The organism is Rhizobium sp. BK181 (assembly GCF_014193305.1).
Classification (GTDB): domain Bacteria; phylum Pseudomonadota; class Alphaproteobacteria; order Rhizobiales; family Rhizobiaceae; genus Rhizobium.
Genome location: NZ_JACHZA010000020.1, coordinates 1 through 19,641, shown reverse-complemented (window position 1 = coordinate 19,641; position 19,641 = coordinate 1). Strand labels below are relative to the sequence as shown.

Genomic DNA, 19,641 nt, shown 5'->3' with positions numbered 1-19,641 from the left:
CCTCAGGCAACCTTGCGAGCGACGGAGCCAGCGAGCGGGGGCACATTGACCCAGCGTCGCTCCTTCCAGCTCTTTTGCGCAAGCTCGGCGAGTTGAACGCCCTTGGCCCCTTCCCTCAAGGTGAACTTCCATGGCGCGTCCTCGACGACGTAACGCAGGTAGTCCTCCCACTGCGCCTTGAAGCCGTTGTCGAAGACCTGTGTTTCGGGAACTTCGTCCCACGTCCTGTAGAAATCGATCGTTTGTGGCTGGTCCGGGTTCCACACCGGCTTGGGGGTGTTGACGCGATGCTGGGTCCAGCACTTGGTTAGGCCGCAAACCGCCGATCCATGAGTGCCGTCGACCTGGAAGGTCACGAGGTCATCACGACGGACGCGAACCGCCCAGGACGAGTTGATATGAGCAACGATGCCCCCCTCGAGTTCGAAGGTCGAATAGGCGGCATCATCAGCGTCAGCCTGGTAGACTTCGCCATTTTCGTCGACGCGGCTTGGAATGTGGGTTGACGCATAGCAGCTGACGGCCTTGACCTCGCCGAAGAGGTTGTCCAGCACATAACGCCAATGCGGCAGCATATCGAGGATCATACCGCCGCCATCGGCAGCGCGGTAATTCCAGGAGGGCCGTTGCGCGGCCACTCCCCAGTCCCCCTCGAACACCCAGTAGCCAAACTCCCCACGCACTGAAAGAATCCTGCCAAAGAAACCGCTGTCCTTCAGCAAGGCGATCTTTCGCAGGCCCGGCAGATAGAGCTTGTCCTGAACCACGCCGTTCTTGACGCCGCGCTCCTCTGCGAGGGAAGCAACGGAGAGCGCTTCCTCTAAAGTCTCCGAGATCGGTTTTTCGCAGTAGACGTGCTTTCCGGCTTCGATGGCCTTCCTCAGCAAGGCGACGCGCATCTGGGTCGAGCCTGCGTCGAAAAAGATCTTGTTGTTCGGATCGGCAAGCGCGCTATCGAGATCGGTGGTCGTTCGGGTCAGTCCATGCTTGCGGGCAACCGCCTCGATCTTGTCCGCGTTGCGGCCGACGAGGATCGGGTCCGGCATCAGGCGATCGCCATTTCTAAGCAGGAGCCCGCCCTGCTCCCGGAACGCCAGGATCGATCGCACCAGGTGCTGATTATAGCCCATGCGGCCGGTAATACCATGCATGATGATGCCAAGCGAAATCGTCGCCATCTGTTCTTCCTCCCAATAAATAACTATTTAGTTACATAAGTGACATGCGCGATCGGAGCTGTCAACCCGGACCTGGCGCGTGCTCACTTCTCAAACAATGCGGGCAATATCAAAATCTAGCGCCCCCGGAACAAGGCCGACCGGAATCCCCACGCGGACAAGAGGCTGGATATCGCACGTCGAACAACGTAAGCGAAAACTGACATGCCTTTTTTGAACTGACGCATCGAGCATATGAAGCCAATTTCAAGAACCAACCTCGAGCAGGCCAAATCGCACAATCGGCGTGTGGTGATTGAAGCGATCCGAACGAACGGTCCCCTGTCGCGGGCGGCAATTGCGCGGTTGACGGCCCTCACGACGCAAACGGTGTCGAATATCGTCGAGGAGCTGGAAGTGGCGATGCTCCTCACGGCGGACGCTGCCAAAAAGATCCCACGCGGGCAGCCTGTCAGGCTCTATTCGATCAACCCGGACGGGGCCTACTCCATTGGCCTGGACCTGGAGCGCGACCTTGCGGTGGGCGTGCTGACCGATCTTGCGGGACGCGTTCGGGCGCGAGTGGAAAGAGCTGTCGAACGGCCAACGCCAGCCGAGGCGATGCCTGTTCTTGCCGAAATCGTGCTGGAACTCCAGCAGGCCTTCCCGCTCGATAGCGCTCGCCTGCTTGGCGCCGGCATCGCAATGCCCGGTCGCTACGCTACCGAGGTGTGACATTACTTAGTCCGGTAACGTTGCCCGACTGGCAGGACTTTCCCGTGGCGAGCAAGCTTGCGGACCGTCTCGGTATGCCGGTCCTTGTCGAAAACGACGCGGCCGCAGCGACAATCGGGGAGCGGCTTTACGGCGTGGGGCGCGGCCTGACCAGTTTCGTCTATCTCTTTCTTGGCGGAGGCATCGGCGCCGGCCTGTTCCTCGACGGCCAGCTCTACAAGGGCAGCCGCAGCAACGCTGGCGAGATCGGTCACATGATTGCTGTCTCGAACGGTCTGCCTTGCGTCTGCGGCAAGCGCGGTTGCCTGGATCGTTATGTGTCTCTCGGGGCTGCCTATGATTATCTGAATATCACAGCCCATGGACAGGCCTGGACCCGTTCCCCCGACATCGTGGCCGGGCTTAGCCAGGACCGGATCGACGCATGGGCAGAAACTGCGCCGAAGCCATGCGGCAGACGATCGATGTTCTCGAACTCGCCTTCGACCCCCAGACGATCGTTCTCGGCGGCTCGATGCCGACGCGTTTGCTAGAAGGACTCGCGCGCCGTCTCCAGCCCTTGCACCGGCCGGTCGATCCCGGCCAGGAACGTGTTCTGCCGCGCATCATGACCGGTGCGATCGGTAGGGATACGGCCCTTCTTGGTGCCGCGGCACTGCCGATCTTCTCGGAAACGAATCCACAGTTCGACGTTTTGCAAAAGCCGCTCAGGCAAAGGCCTCAGGAGTAGCCGTAGAGGATCGGCATCAGGCCCGCGAGCGCCTTGAACCGCTCCCAGGACTTGTCCTCGGGTCTTGTCCAGGCACTCTCGGCCAGCGCCGAGACCCGTGGGAATACCAGGCGGTCGAAGACGGCGCGGTCGGTCATCGGTTCCGACCAGATGCAGGCCTGGATGCCACGCAGCTTCTTTTTCTGCTCAGCGCTCCAGCCTTCGACCGGATCGAAATTATAGAGCGTCTCGGGCTCCGACCATCCTGCCCAGCTGGCGCCGGGCTCATCCCAATCCGGGCTGTTTGCCATGTCGAGGTAGTAGACCTGTCCGGGGCAGACAACCATCTCGTAGCCTTGCCCGGCAAGCGCTGCTGAGACTTCGACGCTCCGCCAGCCGCAGAGGTAGCTTTTGTCCTTGTCGATGACATTGCCATGCGCGGCTTCCTCCCAGCCGCCGGTGATGCAGCCTTGCTCGGCAAGGAACTTTTGGATCCTTGCGAGAAAGATGGATTGCAAAACGGCCGCACCCGACCCGTCGATATCATCTGCTCCATGGGTATTGGTGATAACGTTGAGCCGCTTGGCGTGCTGATTGGCAACGATGTCTCCACCGATCTCTTTGAGCTTCGCTAGCGCTTCGGGCGAGCCCGACCAGGCGCCCAGCGGAACTTCATCCGCCCCGATATGAATCGTCCTGAAGGGAAAGAGTTCGATCAGTTCGCGGAAGATGGTTTCCAGTACCTGATAAGTCTGCTCGCGCGCCGGATTGATGCAATTGTCCGGAAAGCCCTGGACGGAATAGTAGCTTCCGGCTTCCTGCGGATCGCGAAGCTCCGGGATCGCCTGTTGCATGGCATAGCAATGTCCAGGCACATCGATTTCAGGAACAATTTCAATGCCGAGCCCACCTGCATGCGCAACGATCTCTCGGACCGCCGCCTTCGTGTAATATCCGCCTGTCCGCGCCGCACCCGATCCTAGGAGCGGCGGGATCGCCAGCCCGTGTCCGCGCCAGGCGCCGACTTCGGTCAGGGCAGGATAGGCGTCGATTTCCACGCGCCAGGCCTCGTCGTCCGAAAGGTGCCAGTGGAAACGGTTGATCTTGTTCCAGGCAAGGATGGCGAGCAGTTTCTTGATTTCGGACGTCGCATAGAACTGTCGAGCAACGTCGAGATGCAGGCCGCGCCAGCCCATGGTCGGCTCGTCGCGGATCTTGCCTTCGACAGGAAAGCGGAAGGCGTGGGGATGAAGATGTGCACCTCGCCAGATCTGACCAAGCGTGATCAGGCCATAGAGGAGGCCGGCGCGAGTGCTGGCCGAAACCTGTATTGAATCTCCGGCGAAAGATATGTCGTAGGCCTCCGCGGCAAATCCGTCGACGACATCAAGATTGACGGGCATGCCGCCTTCAGAGGCTGGCCGAACAATTCCCTCGACAGCAAACAGCTGCTCGACGAGGGTAACAAAGGCATCAGCCGCGGCATGTGCCAAGGGGTTGCTCGCGTTGATCGAGAAGCCGGGTGGGGCTTGCCGCTTCCCCGATACGGACACCTCTGAGGGCCAAGGTACGATCGCGACCGGCACCGGTGGATCGGCTGGAACGGGATAGATTTGCGCGCCGCGCTTCAAGGGAGCATTGTTTGCGAGTGATCGGGTCGGTTCGACCGAAAGCGATAGCGTGCTGCCATCGGCAAAGGCAAGATAGGCACCCGTTGCACCGTCCGTCCAATGCTGGAACGGCCAGCTGAGTGCGGAGATCGCCAGTGACCAGGTCTTGCCCGCGCCCAGCTCGAAATTTTCCGGCGGCAGGAACTCGGTAAAGTTCGACAGTCTGCGGCTGACGGTCCCGCCCTCGATCCGGACGGCCGGATCCACCCGGCCGGGACCGCTGATGCAGAGGGTGAAATGGGAGATCGTCTTGGTCGACAGGTTCTTGAGATTGAGCGTGTAGGCCTGTGGTGCTTCGTCCGTCGCAGGCCGCCATGTGGCCTCGAGCCGCAGGGCGTGCTGGCGCTGTGTCAACATGAATATCTCTCGATCGTGTTGGTTGGTTCCAACATTCGCTACGAATGCAGGACGCGGATAGTCACTTAGTCAATCACCTTGATTTAATCAGGCAACCGTCGACAACGTCAACCCGCTGCCATCTACGCTTCGCACGAAAGTTGCCGTTGCCCAGGACAACGTCCGGACGGGCGCTCACGGAGCGGGAGGAAGCGAAGCGGTCTGGCGGGCAACATCGGGATGAGCGGCCTTGAAGGGCGTCAGCGCACTGCAGGCTTCGGCGATCTTTTCGATACGCGGGAAAGCTGAAATGTCGAGGCCCCAGCGGCGGGCGTTGTAGACTTGCGGCACCAGACAGAGGTCGGCCATGGTCGGCTCGTCTCCGACGCAGAAGCGACCCGTCCGTGGATCGTCGAGCATTCGATCGAGCCCGCGAAGCCCGTTCCCGATGAACTTTTTCATCCATTGGCCTCGCGCATCCTCGTCGCCTGTGAGACGCACGACATGTGCTGCGACATGCAGATTGCATATAGGATGAACGTCCATTGCGACAGCGTAGGACAGCGCCCTCACCCGCTGCCGTTTTTCGGGGGTATCGGGCAGCAAACGCGCGTCCGGTCGGGTCTCTGCAAGGTATTCGATGATCGAAAGCGATTGGGTCAGTGTTTGCCCGTCGATGCTAAGGCTGGGGACCAGCCCTTGCGGGTTGACGTCGAGGTAGGTTTCGGTCTTGTGCGCAAAGGCAAGCAGATCGATCGGTACGGTCCGGTAGGCAAGCCCCAGGAGTTCGAGTGCGATCCGAACCCGGTAGCAGGCCGAGGAGCGCCAGTAGTCGTAAAGGACGATCTCTGTCATGGTTGCTGCTCCAGAGTTTGACGCTGCACCGTTTGCTCGATCGCACCGAAGATCGATGCGCCGCTCATGTCGGTCATTTCGATACGAACGGTATCACCGAATTTCAGAAAGGGCGTGGCCGGCCGACCAAGGCGGATGGTCTCGATCATCCGGATCTCGGCGATGCAGGAATATCCATCACCACCTTCGGAAATCGACATACCGGGCCCACCGTCCTTCTTGTTGGAAACGGTGCCCGAGCCGATGATCGAGCCCGCCGACAGCGCACGTGTCCTGGCGGCATGCGAGACCAGTTTTGCGAAGTCGAACGTCATATCAATGCCGGCATTGGCGCGACCGAAAAGTCTCCCGTTGACGCTGACGAGAAGAGGAAGGTGGACCTTTCCGTCCTTCCAGGTGTCGCCGAGTTCATCCGGCGTCACTGCGACTGGCGAAAAGGCCGATGCGGGTTTTGATTGAAAGAAACCGAATCCCTTGGCGAGTTCATCCGGGATGAGGTGGCGCAGCGAAACGTCGTTGGCGAGCATGACGAGCCGGATTGCGCTGAGTGCCTGATCGGGCGCAGCCCCCATCGGGACGTCGTCGACGATCACCGCAACCTCGCCCTCCATGTCGATGCCGTGGCCTTCATCGCAGGCAACGATCGGATCGCAAGGGCCGAGAAAACTGTCAGAGCCGCCCTGGTACATCAGCGGGTCGGTCCAGAATGTCGACGGCATGGCTGCATTGCGTGCTTTTCTGACCAGTTCGACATGATTGACGTAGGCCGATCCGTCGGCCCATTGATAGGCGCGCGGCAACGGTGAGTGCACGTGCCTCGCATCAAAGGCTTCGGATGGCGCGGTGCCCTCCTCCAGCCGTTCTGCCAGTTGGGCCAGCTGGGGCGCGGCCGTCATCCAGTCATCAAGTGCAGCCTGCATCGTGCGGGCGACCTCGCCCGCGTCACTATAGCGCCTCAGGTCACGTGTGACGATGATCAGCCGGCCGTCGCGGGAGCCATCCTTGAGTGTGGCAAGCTTCATGGGATCAGTCCGTGATTCATGGCTTGATGCCGGGGGTTCCGTCGAAGCGCCGCTCGAGCCCCTCCCAGCAATCGATGTAGTCATCCTGGAGGGTCTCCAGTTCCGCTGCATATCGGGTTAATTGCTGTGGAAAACGGGTTTCGAACATAAAGGCCATCGTGTGATCGAGCTTGACCGGTTTCAGTTGGCTGTTTGAGGCCTTTTCGTATCCAGAGGCGTCAGGACCATGCGGCAGCATCATGTTGTGCAGGCTCATGCCACCCGGCACGAAACCCTTTTCCTTGGCATCGTATTGCCCATGGATCAGGCCCATGAACTCACTCATGATGTTGCGATGATACCAGGGTGGTCGGAACGTATGCTCGGCCACCATCCAACGCGGCGGGAAGATCACAAAATCGACATTTGCGGTTCCCTCTTCGCCGCTTGGCGCCGTAAGCACAGTGAAGATCGAGGGGTCCGGGTGGTCGAAGAGAATGGCTCCTACCGGCGAGAAGGTCTTCAGATCATATTTGAACGGCGTGTAGTTGCCATGCCAGGCAACGACGTCCAGCGGCGAATGTCCGATCTCCGTCACGTAGAACTTGCCGCACCATTTCACATGGACGCGGCACGCCGCCTCCTTGTCCTCGAAGGCGGCGACGGGCGTCTTGAAATCCCGGGCATTCGCCAGGCAGTTGGCACCGATTGGACCGCGATCCGGCATGGTGAACTTCGCACCGTAGTTTTCGCAGATGTAGCCCCGCCACTCCGATCCCTGTCCGAGAGTGGTCACCTTGAACATCATTCCACGGGGGATGAGGCAGATTTCGGTTGGCTCGACCTCCATGATGCCCATCTCCGTGAAGACCTGGATTGTCCCGACCTGCGGAACGATGAGGAGCTCGCCATCGGCATTGAACGCATAGTCGTCGATCATGTCGTCCTTGAAAGCGTAGGCATGTGCGGCCATGCCGACCTGGGTCATGATGTCGCCGGCTGCCGTCATCGTCCTGATGCCAGCAAGAAAATCGGTGTGCCCGGCGGGGATCGGGATAGGATCCCACCTGAGCTGGCCAAGCGGCAACGCGTGGTCATCAAGGCAGGGCGCGGACTTCCAGAACGGATAGCGTTCATTATCGAAGCGCCGCGTGTGACGCACGCTCGGCCTGATCCGATAGAGCCAGGAGCGCTCATTTGTTCCTCGAGGCGCAGTAAATGGCGAGCCGGAAAGCTGTTCAGCATAAAGACCGTAGTTGCATTTCTGCGGGCTGTTCTGGCCCTGGGGCAAAGCGCCTGGCAACGCCTCGGTCTCGAAATCGTTGCCGAAGCCGGGCATGTAGTCCAGCTCGCTCGTTCCAGCCTGTGCACGGGATCGCGGTGCGTCGGTCGTGTCCATGCTTGCATCTCCTCCACTCATATAGTTACAAACGTAACCGTCGATTTTGTAACTATCAAGGAGCGGCCATGGCGGGTGAATTCGAGCTCGACGGTTTCATTCCCTACCGACTCAACCGCGCGTCGGAACTGATAAGTCTTTCGTTTGCGCGCCAATACAAGTTGGAGTTCGATCTGACGCGGCCTGAATGGCGCACGCTGGCCGCACTCGGCAGTGTCGGCGTGATGACGGCGACGGAAATCGGTGCACATTCGCACATGCATAAGACCAAGGTCAGTCGTGCCGTCCGCGCACTCGAGGAGCGGCATTGGCTAAAACGCATTCCGAGCGAAACCGACAGACGTTTCGAGCAGATCGCGCTCACGTCGCAAGGGCAGCAACACTATCGAAAGATTACCCTGCTGGCCCGCAAGTATCAGGAGACGGTGCGAATGACGCTTGGCGAGGAGGCCATCCGGCACCTCGAACTTGCGCTTTCGGCAATCGAGACCTCTGCCGGGCTGCACCGTAGATCCAGGTGAGCTACGCTACGCTCCGCCGAGGGGATAGCCTTGGAAGTTCTTTAACGTGTCGAGCACGATCGAGGTTTTCACATGCTGGACGGATTCATGCGGCAGCAGCACCTCGTTGACGAAGCGTGAAAGACCCGAGAGCCCGCGGGTCGCGATCTTCAGGTGATAGTCCATCTCGCCAGTCAGCGCATAGGCTTCGAGAACCTCGGGAAGACCGTTCACCAATTGCGCGAACCGCCGGGCGTTGTCGCGATTGTGGGTCGCCAGCGTGACCGAAATGACGACGAGCAGGTTGAGCCCGAGCTTGTCCGGATCGAGGTTTGCCTGATAGCCGCGAATGAAGCCTTCGGCTTCCAATCGCGTTCGTCGCCGCGAGCATTGGGAAGCCGACAGGGCGATGCGTTCGGACAGTTCCATATTGGTCAACCGTCCGTCGTTCTGAAGCTCGGCGAGGATTTTGAGGTCAAATCCATCCAGCTGCTCAGACATTGTATAATCCGCCGCTCTTGTGCATGTTTCGTGCGCATATTTTGCAAATTGCACTCACAATGCAAGTACATTGCACGAAAGAAAGCCCATAATTTGCATCAAATGGCTACTGCCGCAGGAGGAGCAAATGGGCCCGTATCCACACGACGCACCGCCGTCAAAAATCACCGCGGACAATCCCGCCGGAACGGATGGATTCGAATTCGTCGAGTTCGCGCACCCGCAGCCCGAGAAACTGGCCGAACTGTTCACCCGTATGGGCTATCGGCCGGTCGCAAAGCACAAGAGCAAGGACATCACCGTCTGGCGCCAGGGCGACATCAACTACATCGTCAATGCCGAACCGGATAGCCACGCCATGCGCTTCGTCGACGATCACGGCCCTTGCGCGCCGTCGATGGCGTGGCGCGTCGTCGATGCCAGGCATGCCTTCGATCATGCCGTTGCCAAGGGTGCGACACCTTACGAGGGCAACGACAAGACCCTCGATGTGCCGGCGATCGTCGGTATCGGTGGGTCGCTTCTCTATTTTGTCGAGCGCCACGGGAAGAAAGGCTCGGCTTATGATCTGGAGTTCGATTGGCTCGGAGAACGTGATCCGCGCCCCGACGGTGTCGGTTTCTTCTATCTCGACCACCTGACCCATAATGTCTATCGCGGCAACATGGACAAATGGTGGGATTTCTACCGCGAACTCTTCAATTTCAAGCAGATCCACTTCTTCAATATCGACGGCCGCATCACCGGCCTGATGAGCCGTGCGATCACCTCGCCCTGCGGCAAGATTCGCATTCCGTTGAATGAATCGAAGGACGAGACCAGCCAGATCGAGGAGTATTTGAGGAAGTACAGGGGGGAAGGCATCCAGCACATCGCTGTCGGCACCAATGCCATCTACGAGGCCACCGACAACCTTGCCGAGAATGGCCTACGCTTCATGCCCGGCCCGCCCGAAACCTACTACGACATGTCCGTCGAACGCGTTGCAGGCCATGACGAACCGCTACATCGGATGCGCAAGCACGGCATCCTGATTGACGGCGAAGGCGTACTCGATGGCGGCACGACAAAGATCCTGCTGCAGATCTTCTCGAAGACCGTGATCGGCCCGATCTTCTTCGAATTCATCCAGCGCAAAGGCGACGAAGGTTTCGGCGAGGGCAACTTCCGGGCGCTCTTCGAATCCATCGAAGCCGACCAGATTCGCCGCGGCGTCATCAAACCGGCCGCCGCCTAGCGACCGACGCAAACTGCAAATCAGTGGCCGTCGGGGGCAACAGCTTCCGGCGGCACTGTTTCGAGCAGGTTCTTGCGATGAAAGATGAACAGACCGGCGACAACGATGATCGTGCCTCCCGTGATCACATAGAGATCCGGAACATCGCCGAAGAACAGATATCCGAGCGCGATCGCCCAGATCAGCAAACTATATTGCAACGGTGCCAGCAGCGACGCCGGGGCGAGCTTTAGCGAACGCGTGATCAGGAGGTGGGCGCAGGAGGCAACGACACCGAGGGCCAGCATGCCGCCGAGTTCGACCGGCGAAGTGGGCTGCCAGGCGCCGATCGAAAGCACCGCACCGACGATGAGGGCGGCGATCATCTGCCAGGTTACCAGCGTGGTGTCGCTGGTATTGCGGAGATATCGGTTCAGCACCAGCGCCATCGAAAACGAAAGGCTGCCGACAATGCCGAAAAGCGAGGGTAGCGACAGCATCGCCGAGGATGGACGTAGCGCGATCACCACGCCGCAGAAGCCGACAAAGACTGCGAGCCAACGGCGCCAGCCGATCCGCTCGTTGAGGAAGAAGTGCGAGAGCGCGGCGACATAGATCGGCCCCGCCATGTAGAAAGTCATGACATCGGCGAGCGGCAGATAGGCGACGGCGGCATAGAACAGGCCGACATCGAGCGTGGCCAAAAGCACGCGCAGAAACTGCAACCCCTTCTGCTCTACCCTGAAAAGCTGGGCAGGGCCTTGCCTCGCGATCAGCGGCCCAAGGATGATGAAGCATCCGAGCGAGCGGATGAGCAGCACCTGCCCGACCGAAAAGCTCGTCACCAGCCACTTACCCATCGCGTCGTTGAGGGCGAAGAGAAAGTCTCCGAGCAGCATCAGGACGACGCCCATCAACACGAGGTTCTTGAGGCCCGTCGCGGTAGATTGTGGCTGCATAGTCGGAATTCCCGTCACCCATCGCTGCCTTGCTGCAGCAGGTGGGGCCGTCGCGTATATCGACCGGAGTGTCAAGCCGAGGCAGCGGCTATTCCGTCTTGCCCCGCAGCATTTCGATGATTGCGGAGAAATCGCGTCCGCCATTCCCCTGCTTCTCGAAAAGAGCATAGAGCTGCGACGCTTCGGCGCCGAGCGGTGTGGAAGCACCGGTCGATAGCGCCGCCTCTTGTGACAGGCGCAGGTCCTTCAGCATCAGCGCCGCGGCAAAACCCGGCTTATAGTCGTTGTTCGCCGGTGAGGTCGGGACGGGGCCCGGGACCGGGCAATAGGTGCTGATCGACCAGCATTGCCCCGACGAGGTCGAGGCGACATCGAACAATGCCTGATGCGAAAGGCCGAGTTTTTCACCGAGCGCGAAGGCCTCGCAGACACCGATCATCGAGATGCCGAGGATCATGTTGTTGCAGATCTTGGCCGCCTGCCCGGCGCCTGCCTCCCCGCAATGGACGATCTTCTTGCCCATCGCTTCCAGGATCGGCTTTGCCTTTGCGAAAGCCTCGGCAGAACCTCCGGCCATAAAGGTCAGCGTGCCCGCTGCCGCACCACCTGTGCCTCCGGAAACGGGCGCATCGAGAGAAAGGCACCCGGCGCTGACTGCCATCTCATGGGCCTTGCGAGCGCTGTCGACGTCGATCGTGGAGCTATCGATGATAAGCGTACCGACGGGGATCGAGCGAAGGATATCCGTCCATGCACTGAGCACATGCTTACCCTGTGGCAACATCGTCACAACGATCTCGGCGCCCGAAACCGCCTGACTGATGTGGCTTGCCGCCTTCACGCCGTGTTCTTCCGCGGCTTGCAGGACAGGCGCGGCCAGGTCGAAGCCGGTGACCTCATGGCCCGCCTTGACGAGGTTGGCGGCCATCGGCCCACCCATGTTGCCAAGGCCGATGAAAGCGATCGTTGCCATGCCGTTCTCCTATCTGTTGTCTTCCAGGATCATTGCCGCCGCCTTTTCGGCGATCATGATCGTCGGCGAATTCGTGTTGCCCGACGTAATCGTCGGCATCACCGAGGCGTCTGCGATCCGAAACTTCGCCAGCCCCCTGAACCTCAGGCGCGGATCGACGACGCTTTCGCGATCGGCGCCCATCCGGCAAGTTCCGACGGGATGAAAGATCGTCGTGCCGATGTCGCCGGCGGCCTGCGCCAGTTCTGCGTCCGTGTGGTAGTTCGGGCCAGGTTTGAATTCCTCCGGGTGGAACCGCGCGAATGAAGGCTGCGCGACGATCCTCCGTGTCAGGCGTATCGAACGGATAGCTATGTCGCGATCGCGTTCGGTCGAGAGATAATTGGGACTGATTGTCGGCTGGGCGGCAAAATCCGGGCTCGTCACGTGTACCGAGCCGCGGCTCTCCGGCCTCAGATTGCAGACGCTTGCAGTGATCGCCGGGAACGGATGGACCGGATCGCCGAACTTGTCGAGCGACACCGGCTGCACGTGATACTGCAGATCGGGTGTTTCCTTATCGGGGCCGGAGCGGGTGAAGACGCCGAGCTGGCTTGGTGCCATGGCCATCGGGCCAGAGCGCCTGACAAGGTACTCCAGACCGATCGCCGCCTTGCCGATCAGCCTCGTCGCCTTCTCGTTGAGGGTTGGAACGCCGGTCACCTTGTAAGCCAGGCGCAGTTGCAGGTGATCTTGCAGGTTTTCGCCAATGCTCCTCACCTCCTTGACGACGTCTATGCCCGCATTTTTGAGCACCTCACCGCGGCCAACTCCCGACAGTTCCAGAATGTGCGGGGACCCAATCGCGCCCGCCGCAAGGATCGTCTCCCTTGCCGCGTAGGCACGTTTGGTGCTGCCACCATAGTTATAGTCAACACCGCTGACTGCGCCCTCCTCGATCACCAGCTTTGATACCTGGGCCTTTGTCAAAACGGTCAGGTTGCCACGCCGTATCGCCGGACGCAGAAAGGCTTTGGCGGTGTTCCAGCGAATGCCGGATCGCTGGTTGACGTCGAAATAGCCTGATCCCTCGTTGTTGCCGGTATTGAAATCCGGGCTCTGCGGAATGCCAGCCTCCTTGGCGGCGGCCTGAAAGGCGTCGAGCACGGCCCAGCGGACGCGGGCTTTCTCGACGCGCCACTCCCCGCCCGCACCGTGCAGTTCACTCTCGCCGCGATAGTGGTCTTCCGATTTGCGGAAAAACGGCAACACATCGTCCCAACTCCAGCCGGCGCATCCCATCTGTCGCCAGAGATCATAGTCGCGTGCCTGGCCGCGCATGTAGATCATGCCGTTGATCGAGGAGCAGCCACCGAGCACCTTGCCACGCGGATAGTTGAGCACTCGTCCATTCAGTCCATCTTGTGGCGCGGTCGTGAAACACCAGTCCGTGCGCGGGTTGTTGATGCAGTAGAGATAGCCGACAGGAATGTGGATCCAGTGGTAATTGTCGCTGCCGCCGGCCTCCAGCAAAAGAACGCGTGTGTTGCGATCCTCGGACAGCCGGTTGGCGAGCACGCAGCCGGCGCTGCCGGCACCGATGATGATGTAGTCGAAGCGATCCATGTAATTGCCACCCCGCAGGTTAGCGGCGGTAGACGAAGCCGAGCTTCCGACCGAGGCGCGACGCATAGAATTCACCGATGATGCCGCGGCGGAAGATCAGCACGCAAATCATGAACACGACACCCGTGATGATCGTCACCGGGAATTCCGATGTCGCCAGGTAGTTTTCCAGCGTGACCACCAGGCCTGCGCCAAACAGCGGGCCGATCAGCGTGCCGATGCCGCCGAGCAGCGTCATCAGGATCACCTCACCCGACATCTGCCAGGCGACATCGGTCAGGGTCGCGAACTGGAAGACCAGCGACTTCACCGCGCCCGCCAGCCCTGCAAGCGCCGCCGACATCACGAAGGCGCCAAGCTTGTAGCGGGCGACGGAATATCCGAGCGATATTGCCCGCTGCTCGTTCTCGCGGATCGATTTCAGGATCATTCCGAACGGCGAGTTGATGAAGCGCCAGATGATGAGGATACCGACGACGAAGACGGCCAGCACGAAGTAATACATGTTGGTGGAGCTGTTGAGATCGAGGAGACCGAACAGCTGGCCGCGTGGGACGGACTGGATTCCGTCCTCGCCATGGGTGAACTCCGACTGCAGGCAGAAGAAGAAGAACATCTGCGACAGGGCGAGCGTAATCATCGCGAAATAGATGCCTTGTCGACGGATTGCGAAGAACCCCATGACGAGACCGAGGACCGCGGCACCCGCGACGCCGACGAGAATGCCGAGCTCAGGCGAAAATCCCCACTCCTTCACGGCATGAGCCGTAAAATAGGCCGCGCCGCCGAAGAAGGTCGCGTGGCCGAACGACAGGAGCCCGGTGTAGCCGAGCAGGAGGTTGAAGGCGCAGGCAAACAGAGCGAAGCACAGGAGCTTCATCAGGAAGATCGGATAGAAGAAGAACGGTGCCAACAAGAGGAGCAGCAGCCCGATGATCAGGAAGGCCGTCTGCACCGAAAGGGCGGTCCGGCTCTTTTCCGTCCTGATGGTTTCGGTGATCTCTGTCATCGTCATGCATCCCGGCCGAAGAGGCCCGCGGGCCTGATGAGAAGAACGATTGCCATGATGACGAAGATCACGATGTTGGACGCCTCCGGATAGAAGACCTTGGTCAGGCCTTCGGCAATGCCGAGTACATAGCCCGTAATGATCGCACCCATGATCGAGCCCATCCCACCGACCACGACGACGGCGAAAACGACGATGATCATGCTGGATCCCATCAGCGGCGACACCTGATAGATGGGTGCGGCCAAGACCCCGGCAAAGGCGGCAAGCCCCGCCCCAAGAGCGTAGGTCAATGTCAGCAGAACCGGCACGTTGACACCGAATGCCTGAACGAGCGTCGCATTCTCGGTGGCGGCTCTGAGATAAGCGCCGAGCTTCGTTTTCTCGATCAAAAGCCAGGTGCCAAGGCACACTACCAGCGACACGACGACGACCCAGCCGCGATAGATCGGCAGGAACATGAAGCCGAGGTTGACTGCGCCGGCCAAAACGGGGGGCTGCGCGTAAGGCTGTCCCGATGAGCCATAGAGGTAACGGAATGTCCCCTCGACAGCCAGGGCAAGGCCGAAGGTGAAAAGCAAGCCATAGAGCGGATCGAGGTCATAGAGCCGTCGAAGGAACAAGCGCTCGATCACCGCACCCGCCAGTCCAACGATGACCGGTGCCAGGATCAGCGACGGCCAATAGCCGATGCCGCCATAAGCAAGCAGAAGATAGGCGGCAAAGGCGCCGAGCATATATTGCGCGCCGTGTGCGAAGTTGATGACACGCAGCAGGCCGAAGATGATGGCAAGACCGAGGCTCAAAAGGGCATAGAAAGAACCGTTGATCAGCCCGATCAGCAACTGACCCATGAACGCCTGCAGGGGAATGCCGAAGATCATCGTCATCAGATCACACTCCCAGAACCTTATGCAGTGTATCCATTCGCTCCGGCAGCTCACCCACCGGGAATTCCGACACCATCTGTCCGTGGTCCATAAGATAGAAGCGATCGGCGATCTTGCTAGCGAAGCGGAAATTCTGTTCGACGAGCAGGATGGTCATGCCGCGCTCCTTCAATTGCTTCAGCACCTCGCCGATGCGCTGGACGATAACCGGCGCCAGGCCCTCGGTCGGCTCGTCGAGCAACAGCATGCGAACGCCGGTGCGCAGGATGCGCGCGATCGAAAGCATCTGCTGCTCGCCGCCCGACAGTTTCGTGCCCGGACTGTTGCGCCGCTCGTAGAGGTTCGGGAACAGCTCGTAGATCTCGTCGACCGCCATGCCACCCGAGGCCACCACGGGCGGCAGCAGCAGATTTTCGGACACTGTCAACGTCGAGAATATGCCCCTTTCCTCCGGCACGAAGCCGAGGCCCCGATGCGCCGTTTTGTGTAGGGGCACTTGCATCATGTCTACGCCGGCGAAGGTCAGCTTGCCCCTGCGGGCGCGTACGATGCCGGTGATGGTGCGCAGCGTCGTCGTCTTTCCGACGCCGTTGCGCCCAAGGATGGTCACCGTCTCACCCTCGCCGACCCGCATGTCGACGCCGTGCAGGATGTGGCTTTCGCCGTACCAGGCATTGAGCCCCTCAGCCTCCAGCAGTGCCGCCATTAGCCCTCCTCCGTGCCCATATAGGCCTGGCGCACCCGCGCATCGGAACTGACCGTTGCATAGTCGCCCTCGGCGAGAATTTCTCCTCTTTGCAGCACTGTCACGTGCTGGCAGATGTTGGCGACGACAGACAGATTGTGTTCGACCATGAGGACGGCGCGGTCGCGCGCCACATCGCGGATGAGTGCCGATACCACGCCGACATCCTCGTGGCCCATGCCCGCCATCGGCTCGTCGAGCAAAAGCACCCTCGGATCAAGTGCAAGCGTCGTCGCGATCTCAAGGACGCGTTTGCGGCCATAGGAAAGATCCGCCGCGATCGCGTCGCGCTCCTTGGAGAGGCCGACCCTCGCCAGCAACTGTTCGGCGCGGTCGTTCAACGCGTCGAGCGCAGACAGCGGGCGCCAGAACTGTGTCGACAGGTTGTTGGGCCGTTGCAGCGCCACGCGCACATTGTCGAGCACGCTCAGATGCGGGAAGACCGCGGAGATCTGGAACGATCGCACCAGTCCCATACGCGCCACCTTGTCCGGTGCCGTTTTGGTGATGTCCGTGCCCATCAGTGTGATGGTGCCTGATGTCGGCTGCAGGAACTTCGTCAGCAGGTTGAAGACGGTCGTCTTGCCAGCGCCATTGGGGCCGATCAGCGCATGGACGCTCGCGTCGTGGACATCGAGATCGACATTCTTGACGGCACTAAAGCCGCCGAAGTCGCGGCGCAGGCCGCGGGCGGAAAGAACCACCCGCGGTGTTGCGCTCGATTGATGTGCGGAAACCGCCATGGGTTCAATTCGTCACGGTGCAACCGCTTTTGGCGGGATCGATATAGGCTTCCTTGCCAGGAATTGTTGCGAGAACGTTGAAGTAGTCCCATGGCTCCTTGCTGTCGGCCGGCTTCTTGACCTGCAGCAGGTACATATCGTGGATCATGCGACCGTTCGGGCCGACAGTGCCGCCGCGACCAAAGACATCGTCAACCGGCAACTCGTGCAGTTGCTTGGCAACGGCGTCGGTGTCATCGGTGCCCGCCTTGTCGATGGCCTTGAGATACTGGAGGACGGCGGAATAGGTGCCCGCGTGGATCATGTTCGGCATCTTGCCGGTGCGGGCAAAAAACTTCTTGCCGAATTCGCGGCTCTTGTCATCGAGGTTCCAGTAGTAGCCCTCCGTCAGGGTCAGGCCCTGCGCCGCGTCCAGGCCGAGGCCGTGAACTTCAGCCAAGGTGAAGAGCAGAGCGGCCAGGTGCTGCCCACCCTGGGTGATGCCGAACTCGGCGGCCTGTTTGATCGCGTTGGAGGTATCGAGACCGGCATTGGCAAGGCCGATGACCTTGGCGCCCGAGGACTGAGCTTGCAGCAGGAACGAGGAGAAATCCTGGTTCGACAGCGGATGGCGGACGGAGCCGACCACCTTGCCGCCGTTTGCCTTGACGAAGTCACTCGTCTGCTGTTCCAGCGAATAGCCGAAAGCGTAGTCGGCGGTGAGGAAGAACCAGCTGTCGCCGCCCTGCTTGACGAGCGCGCCACCGGTGCCGACGGCAAGAGCGTGTGTGTCATAGGCCCAGTGGAAACCGTAGGGCGAGCAAGCCTTGCCGGTCAGATCGGTCGTGGCCGCGCCGGTGACGATGTCGATCTTCTTCTTCTCCTTCGCAATCGCCTGAACTGCGAGCGCGACCGACGACGTGGTCAATTCCATGATCGCGTCGACCTGCTCGGTGTCGTACCACTGGCGGGCAATGTTGGACGCGATATCGGGCTTGTTCTGGTGGTCGGCATCAACGATCTCGACGGGCACGCCGAGCACTTTACCGCCGAAATCCTCGACCGCCATTTTGGCTGCTTCAACGGAGGACTTGCCGCCGAAGTCGGCGTAGACGCCGGACTGGTCGTTCAGGATCCCGATCTTTACCTTGCCGTCGGATGCACCATCGGCGAGTACCGCGGTACTGCTTGCAAGCAGAAATGCCAGGCACGCAATGAGACTCTTTCGCATATTTCTCTCCTCCCAGAGATTGACCAGAATGCCGTTCTGTTCAGATTTGGCCAGCCGCTCTCCTCAAAAGCCGCCGGCGCGTGCCTTACGATCATGGAATTGCACCGATCAGGCAAGGCCGCTTTACAACCAATTCCAAACAGTATCTGTTCATTTTTGAACAGAACTATTGCTTTACCGCGCCACCGACCCAATGAATGCAGATCGTTAGGGCGCTTTTGTTGGAACTTAGGGCGGCGCGGGCTGCGGCGCATTAGACGAAAGACCAATATCAGCGGCCAATGCCACGGCCGACGGGGGCAGCATGAACAATTCACCGCAATTCACCTGGGATGACCTGCAGTTCTTTCTGGCGGTGGCCCGAACCGGCCAGCTGTCGACTGCCGCGCGGCAATTGCGCACCAGTCACGCGACCGTCTCACGCCGCATCGATCGGCTGGAATTCGCGCTCAAGGTCAAGCTCTTCGAGCGCAACCCGCGAGGCTACGTGATGACGGCGATGGGTGCGCGCTTCGTCGAGACCGCCGAGAAGATGGAGCAGGAGACCGAACGGCTGCGCGCCGACCTGATCGACGGCGCAATGACGCAGCGCGGTGTGGTGCGGCTCAGCGCACCGGAGGGTTTCTCGAACTTCTTCTTTGCGCGCGTGCTGCCGAAGTTCGTCGCGCGCCATCCGAACCTGTCGCTCGAGCTGGTGACGATCCAGCAGATCATGTCGCTGTCGCGCAAGGAGGCCGACATCACCGTCGTGCTCGATGAGCCGAAGGGCGGACCTTATTTCTCCGACAAGCTCACCGACTACCATCTTCAGCTCTACGGCTCGCGGGACTATCTGCAAAGGAGCGCGCCGATTACCTGCCGCGACGATCTGCTGGAGCATCCCTTCATCAGCTACATCGAGGAGATGATCTTTGCGCCCGGCCTCGACTATCTTGGCGACGTGCATCCGCGCATCAAGCCGCAGTTCCAGAGTTCCAGCATCTTTGCGCAGCTGACGGCGACCAGAAACGGGCTTGGACTGTGTGTGCTTCCCTATTTCTTCGCCAGCCGCTATCCCGAACTCGAACGGGTGCTTCCCGACGAGGTCGATCTCAGGCGGCACTACTGGATCACATGCCATCGTGATCTTCGCCAGTCGCCGAGGGTTCGGGCGGTGATCGACTTCCTGCGCGAGGCGGTGGCTGGCGACGATGTCAGGTTCATTCCGCCTTGGGCCAAGCGTTAGATCGACGTTGAAATCGTCCGGCGAGTTGACCCTTCCAGACTGCGGGTCTATGCCCGAAGGATAGTCGCGCCGGCAGGCGAACGAGGAGGAACGACCATGCAGCATACCCGCGAGATCTTCGACTGGGCCGATCCGTTCCGGCTGGTGGAGCAGCTGACGGACGAGGAGCGCATGGTGCAGGAGACTGCACACGCCTATGCGCA

Annotated in this window: 17 protein-coding genes and 1 pseudogene; 4 read left to right on the top strand and 14 right to left on the bottom strand. The window is 60.3% G+C overall.

Annotation, left to right across the window (positions count from 1 at the left end):
- Positions 1–2 precede the first annotated feature (2 nt).
- A complete protein-coding gene (locus FHT77_RS26875) occupies positions 3–1,178 on the bottom strand; it encodes a Gfo/Idh/MocA family protein (RefSeq protein ID WP_183758088.1) in 1,176 nt (391 codons plus the stop codon).
- A 234-nt stretch (positions 1,179–1,412) separates the two neighbouring features.
- Here FHT77_RS26875 and FHT77_RS26870 point away from each other — a divergent pair.
- Positions 1,413–2,622, top strand: a pseudogene (locus tag FHT77_RS26870) (ROK family protein).
- Here FHT77_RS26870 and FHT77_RS26865 read toward each other — a convergent pair.
- From FHT77_RS26865 to hmgA, 4 genes are all read right to left on the bottom strand, one after another.
- Positions 2,613–4,628, bottom strand: a complete 2,016-nt coding sequence (locus FHT77_RS26865) for a beta-N-acetylhexosaminidase (RefSeq protein ID WP_183758086.1) — start codon at positions 4,626–4,628, stop codon at positions 2,613–2,615. The pseudogene FHT77_RS26870 and the gene FHT77_RS26865 overlap by 10 nt on opposite strands.
- A gap of 174 nt (positions 4,629–4,802) precedes the next feature.
- Positions 4,803–5,462 carry a maleylacetoacetate isomerase gene (maiA, locus tag FHT77_RS26860; RefSeq protein WP_183758084.1) on the bottom strand — a complete coding sequence of 220 codons (660 nt, stop codon included), beginning with the start codon at positions 5,460–5,462 and terminating at the stop codon, positions 4,803–4,805.
- Entirely contained in the window at positions 5,459–6,484 is a 1,026-nt protein-coding gene (locus FHT77_RS26855; RefSeq protein WP_183758083.1) for a fumarylacetoacetate hydrolase family protein, read from the bottom strand. The genes maiA and FHT77_RS26855 overlap by 4 nt, the downstream gene beginning before the upstream one ends.
- A gap of 16 nt (positions 6,485–6,500) precedes the next feature.
- Positions 6,501–7,862: a homogentisate 1,2-dioxygenase gene (hmgA, locus tag FHT77_RS26850; protein ID WP_183758081.1), complete on the bottom strand. Its 1,362-nt coding sequence runs from the start codon at positions 7,860–7,862 to the stop codon at positions 6,501–6,503.
- A 68-nt stretch (positions 7,863–7,930) separates the two neighbouring features.
- Between hmgA and FHT77_RS26845 the strand changes: the two genes are divergently transcribed.
- Complete coding sequence (locus FHT77_RS26845; protein WP_183758079.1) at positions 7,931–8,383, top strand: MarR family winged helix-turn-helix transcriptional regulator; 453 nt, start codon at positions 7,931–7,933, stop codon at positions 8,381–8,383.
- Between the two features lie 6 nt (positions 8,384–8,389).
- Here the strand turns inward: FHT77_RS26845 and FHT77_RS26840 are convergent, their stop codons facing one another.
- Positions 8,390–8,863, bottom strand: coding sequence for an Lrp/AsnC family transcriptional regulator (locus FHT77_RS26840; protein WP_183758077.1), 474 nt, complete (start codon positions 8,861–8,863; stop codon positions 8,390–8,392).
- A 127-nt stretch (positions 8,864–8,990) separates the two neighbouring features.
- On the opposite strand from FHT77_RS26840, the gene hppD reads away from it, so the two are divergent.
- Positions 8,991–10,100 carry a 4-hydroxyphenylpyruvate dioxygenase gene (hppD, locus tag FHT77_RS26835; protein WP_183758075.1) on the top strand — a complete coding sequence of 370 codons (1,110 nt, stop codon included), beginning with the start codon at positions 8,991–8,993 and terminating at the stop codon, positions 10,098–10,100.
- A 20-nt stretch (positions 10,101–10,120) separates the two neighbouring features.
- Here the strand turns inward: hppD and FHT77_RS26830 are convergent, their stop codons facing one another.
- The 8 genes from FHT77_RS26830 to FHT77_RS26795 all read right to left on the bottom strand — a co-directional run bounded on the left by FHT77_RS26830 (position 10,121) and on the right by FHT77_RS26795 (position 18,213).
- Positions 10,121–11,038 (bottom strand): DMT family transporter, encoded by a 918-nt coding sequence (locus FHT77_RS26830; protein WP_183758073.1) that lies wholly within the window; start codon positions 11,036–11,038, stop codon positions 10,121–10,123.
- Between the two features lie 88 nt (positions 11,039–11,126).
- Positions 11,127–12,011 (bottom strand): 3-hydroxyisobutyrate dehydrogenase, encoded by an 885-nt coding sequence (gene mmsB / locus FHT77_RS26825; protein ID WP_183758071.1) that lies wholly within the window; start codon positions 12,009–12,011, stop codon positions 11,127–11,129.
- Between the two features lie 9 nt (positions 12,012–12,020).
- Positions 12,021–13,616 carry a GMC family oxidoreductase gene (locus tag FHT77_RS26820; protein WP_183758069.1) on the bottom strand — a complete coding sequence of 532 codons (1,596 nt, stop codon included), beginning with the start codon at positions 13,614–13,616 and terminating at the stop codon, positions 12,021–12,023.
- Between the two features lie 19 nt (positions 13,617–13,635).
- Positions 13,636–14,625, bottom strand: coding sequence for a branched-chain amino acid ABC transporter permease (locus FHT77_RS26815; RefSeq protein WP_183758067.1), 990 nt, complete (start codon positions 14,623–14,625; stop codon positions 13,636–13,638).
- A 2-nt stretch (positions 14,626–14,627) separates the two neighbouring features.
- Positions 14,628–15,515: a branched-chain amino acid ABC transporter permease gene (locus tag FHT77_RS26810; RefSeq protein WP_016557637.1), complete on the bottom strand. Its 888-nt coding sequence runs from the start codon at positions 15,513–15,515 to the stop codon at positions 14,628–14,630.
- Between the two features lie 4 nt (positions 15,516–15,519).
- Positions 15,520–16,221, bottom strand: a complete 702-nt coding sequence (locus tag FHT77_RS26805; protein WP_183758065.1) for an ABC transporter ATP-binding protein — start codon at positions 16,219–16,221, stop codon at positions 15,520–15,522.
- Positions 16,221–17,003 (bottom strand): ABC transporter ATP-binding protein, encoded by a 783-nt coding sequence (locus tag FHT77_RS26800; RefSeq protein ID WP_183758063.1) that lies wholly within the window; start codon positions 17,001–17,003, stop codon positions 16,221–16,223. Before FHT77_RS26800 ends, FHT77_RS26805 begins: the two co-directional genes overlap by 1 nt.
- 4 nt (positions 17,004–17,007) lie before the next feature.
- On the bottom strand, positions 17,008–18,213 hold the full coding sequence (locus FHT77_RS26795; RefSeq protein WP_183758061.1) for an ABC transporter substrate-binding protein: 1,206 nt from the start codon (positions 18,211–18,213) through the stop codon (positions 17,008–17,010).
- Positions 18,214–18,517: 304 nt separating this feature from the next.
- Between FHT77_RS26795 and FHT77_RS26790 the strand changes: the two genes are divergently transcribed.
- A complete protein-coding gene (locus tag FHT77_RS26790) occupies positions 18,518–19,438 on the top strand; it encodes a LysR family transcriptional regulator (RefSeq protein WP_183758059.1) in 921 nt (306 codons plus the stop codon).
- Positions 19,439–19,641: the final 203 nt, after the last annotated feature.

Bases quoted from the DNA above. Each gene is read 5' to 3' on its own strand.
- FHT77_RS26820 (WP_183758069.1), bottom strand. From the start codon at position 13,616: ATGGATCGCTTCGACTACATCATCATCGGTGCCGGCAGCGCCGGCTGC.
- FHT77_RS26810 (WP_016557637.1), bottom strand. From the start codon at position 15,515: ATGACGATGATCTTCGGCATTCCCCTGCAGGCGTTCATGGGTCAGTTG.
- FHT77_RS26830 (WP_183758073.1), bottom strand. From the start codon at position 11,038: ATGCAGCCACAATCTACCGCGACGGGCCTCAAGAACCTCGTGTTGATG.
- FHT77_RS26845 (WP_183758079.1), top strand. From the start codon at position 7,931: ATGGCGGGTGAATTCGAGCTCGACGGTTTCATTCCCTACCGACTCAAC.
- FHT77_RS26805 (WP_183758065.1), bottom strand. From the start codon at position 16,221: ATGGCGGCACTGCTGGAGGCTGAGGGGCTCAATGCCTGGTACGGCGAA.
- FHT77_RS26800 (WP_183758063.1), bottom strand. From the start codon at position 17,003: ATGGCGGTTTCCGCACATCAATCGAGCGCAACACCGCGGGTGGTTCTT.
- hppD (WP_183758075.1), top strand. From the start codon at position 8,991: ATGGGCCCGTATCCACACGACGCACCGCCGTCAAAAATCACCGCGGAC.
- FHT77_RS26790 (WP_183758059.1), top strand. From the start codon at position 18,518: ATGAACAATTCACCGCAATTCACCTGGGATGACCTGCAGTTCTTTCTG.
- FHT77_RS26855 (WP_183758083.1), bottom strand. From the start codon at position 6,484: ATGAAGCTTGCCACACTCAAGGATGGCTCCCGCGACGGCCGGCTGATC.
- FHT77_RS26795 (WP_183758061.1), bottom strand. From the start codon at position 18,213: ATGCGAAAGAGTCTCATTGCGTGCCTGGCATTTCTGCTTGCAAGCAGT.
- hmgA (WP_183758081.1), bottom strand. From the start codon at position 7,862: ATGGACACGACCGACGCACCGCGATCCCGTGCACAGGCTGGAACGAGC.
- FHT77_RS26865 (WP_183758086.1), bottom strand. From the start codon at position 4,628: ATGTTGACACAGCGCCAGCACGCCCTGCGGCTCGAGGCCACATGGCGG.
- FHT77_RS26840 (WP_183758077.1), bottom strand. From the start codon at position 8,863: ATGTCTGAGCAGCTGGATGGATTTGACCTCAAAATCCTCGCCGAGCTT.
- mmsB (WP_183758071.1), bottom strand. From the start codon at position 12,011: ATGGCAACGATCGCTTTCATCGGCCTTGGCAACATGGGTGGGCCGATG.
- maiA (WP_183758084.1), bottom strand. From the start codon at position 5,462: ATGACAGAGATCGTCCTTTACGACTACTGGCGCTCCTCGGCCTGCTAC.
- FHT77_RS26875 (WP_183758088.1), bottom strand. From the start codon at position 1,178: ATGGCGACGATTTCGCTTGGCATCATCATGCATGGTATTACCGGCCGC.
- FHT77_RS26815 (WP_183758067.1), bottom strand. From the start codon at position 14,625: ATGACAGAGATCACCGAAACCATCAGGACGGAAAAGAGCCGGACCGCC.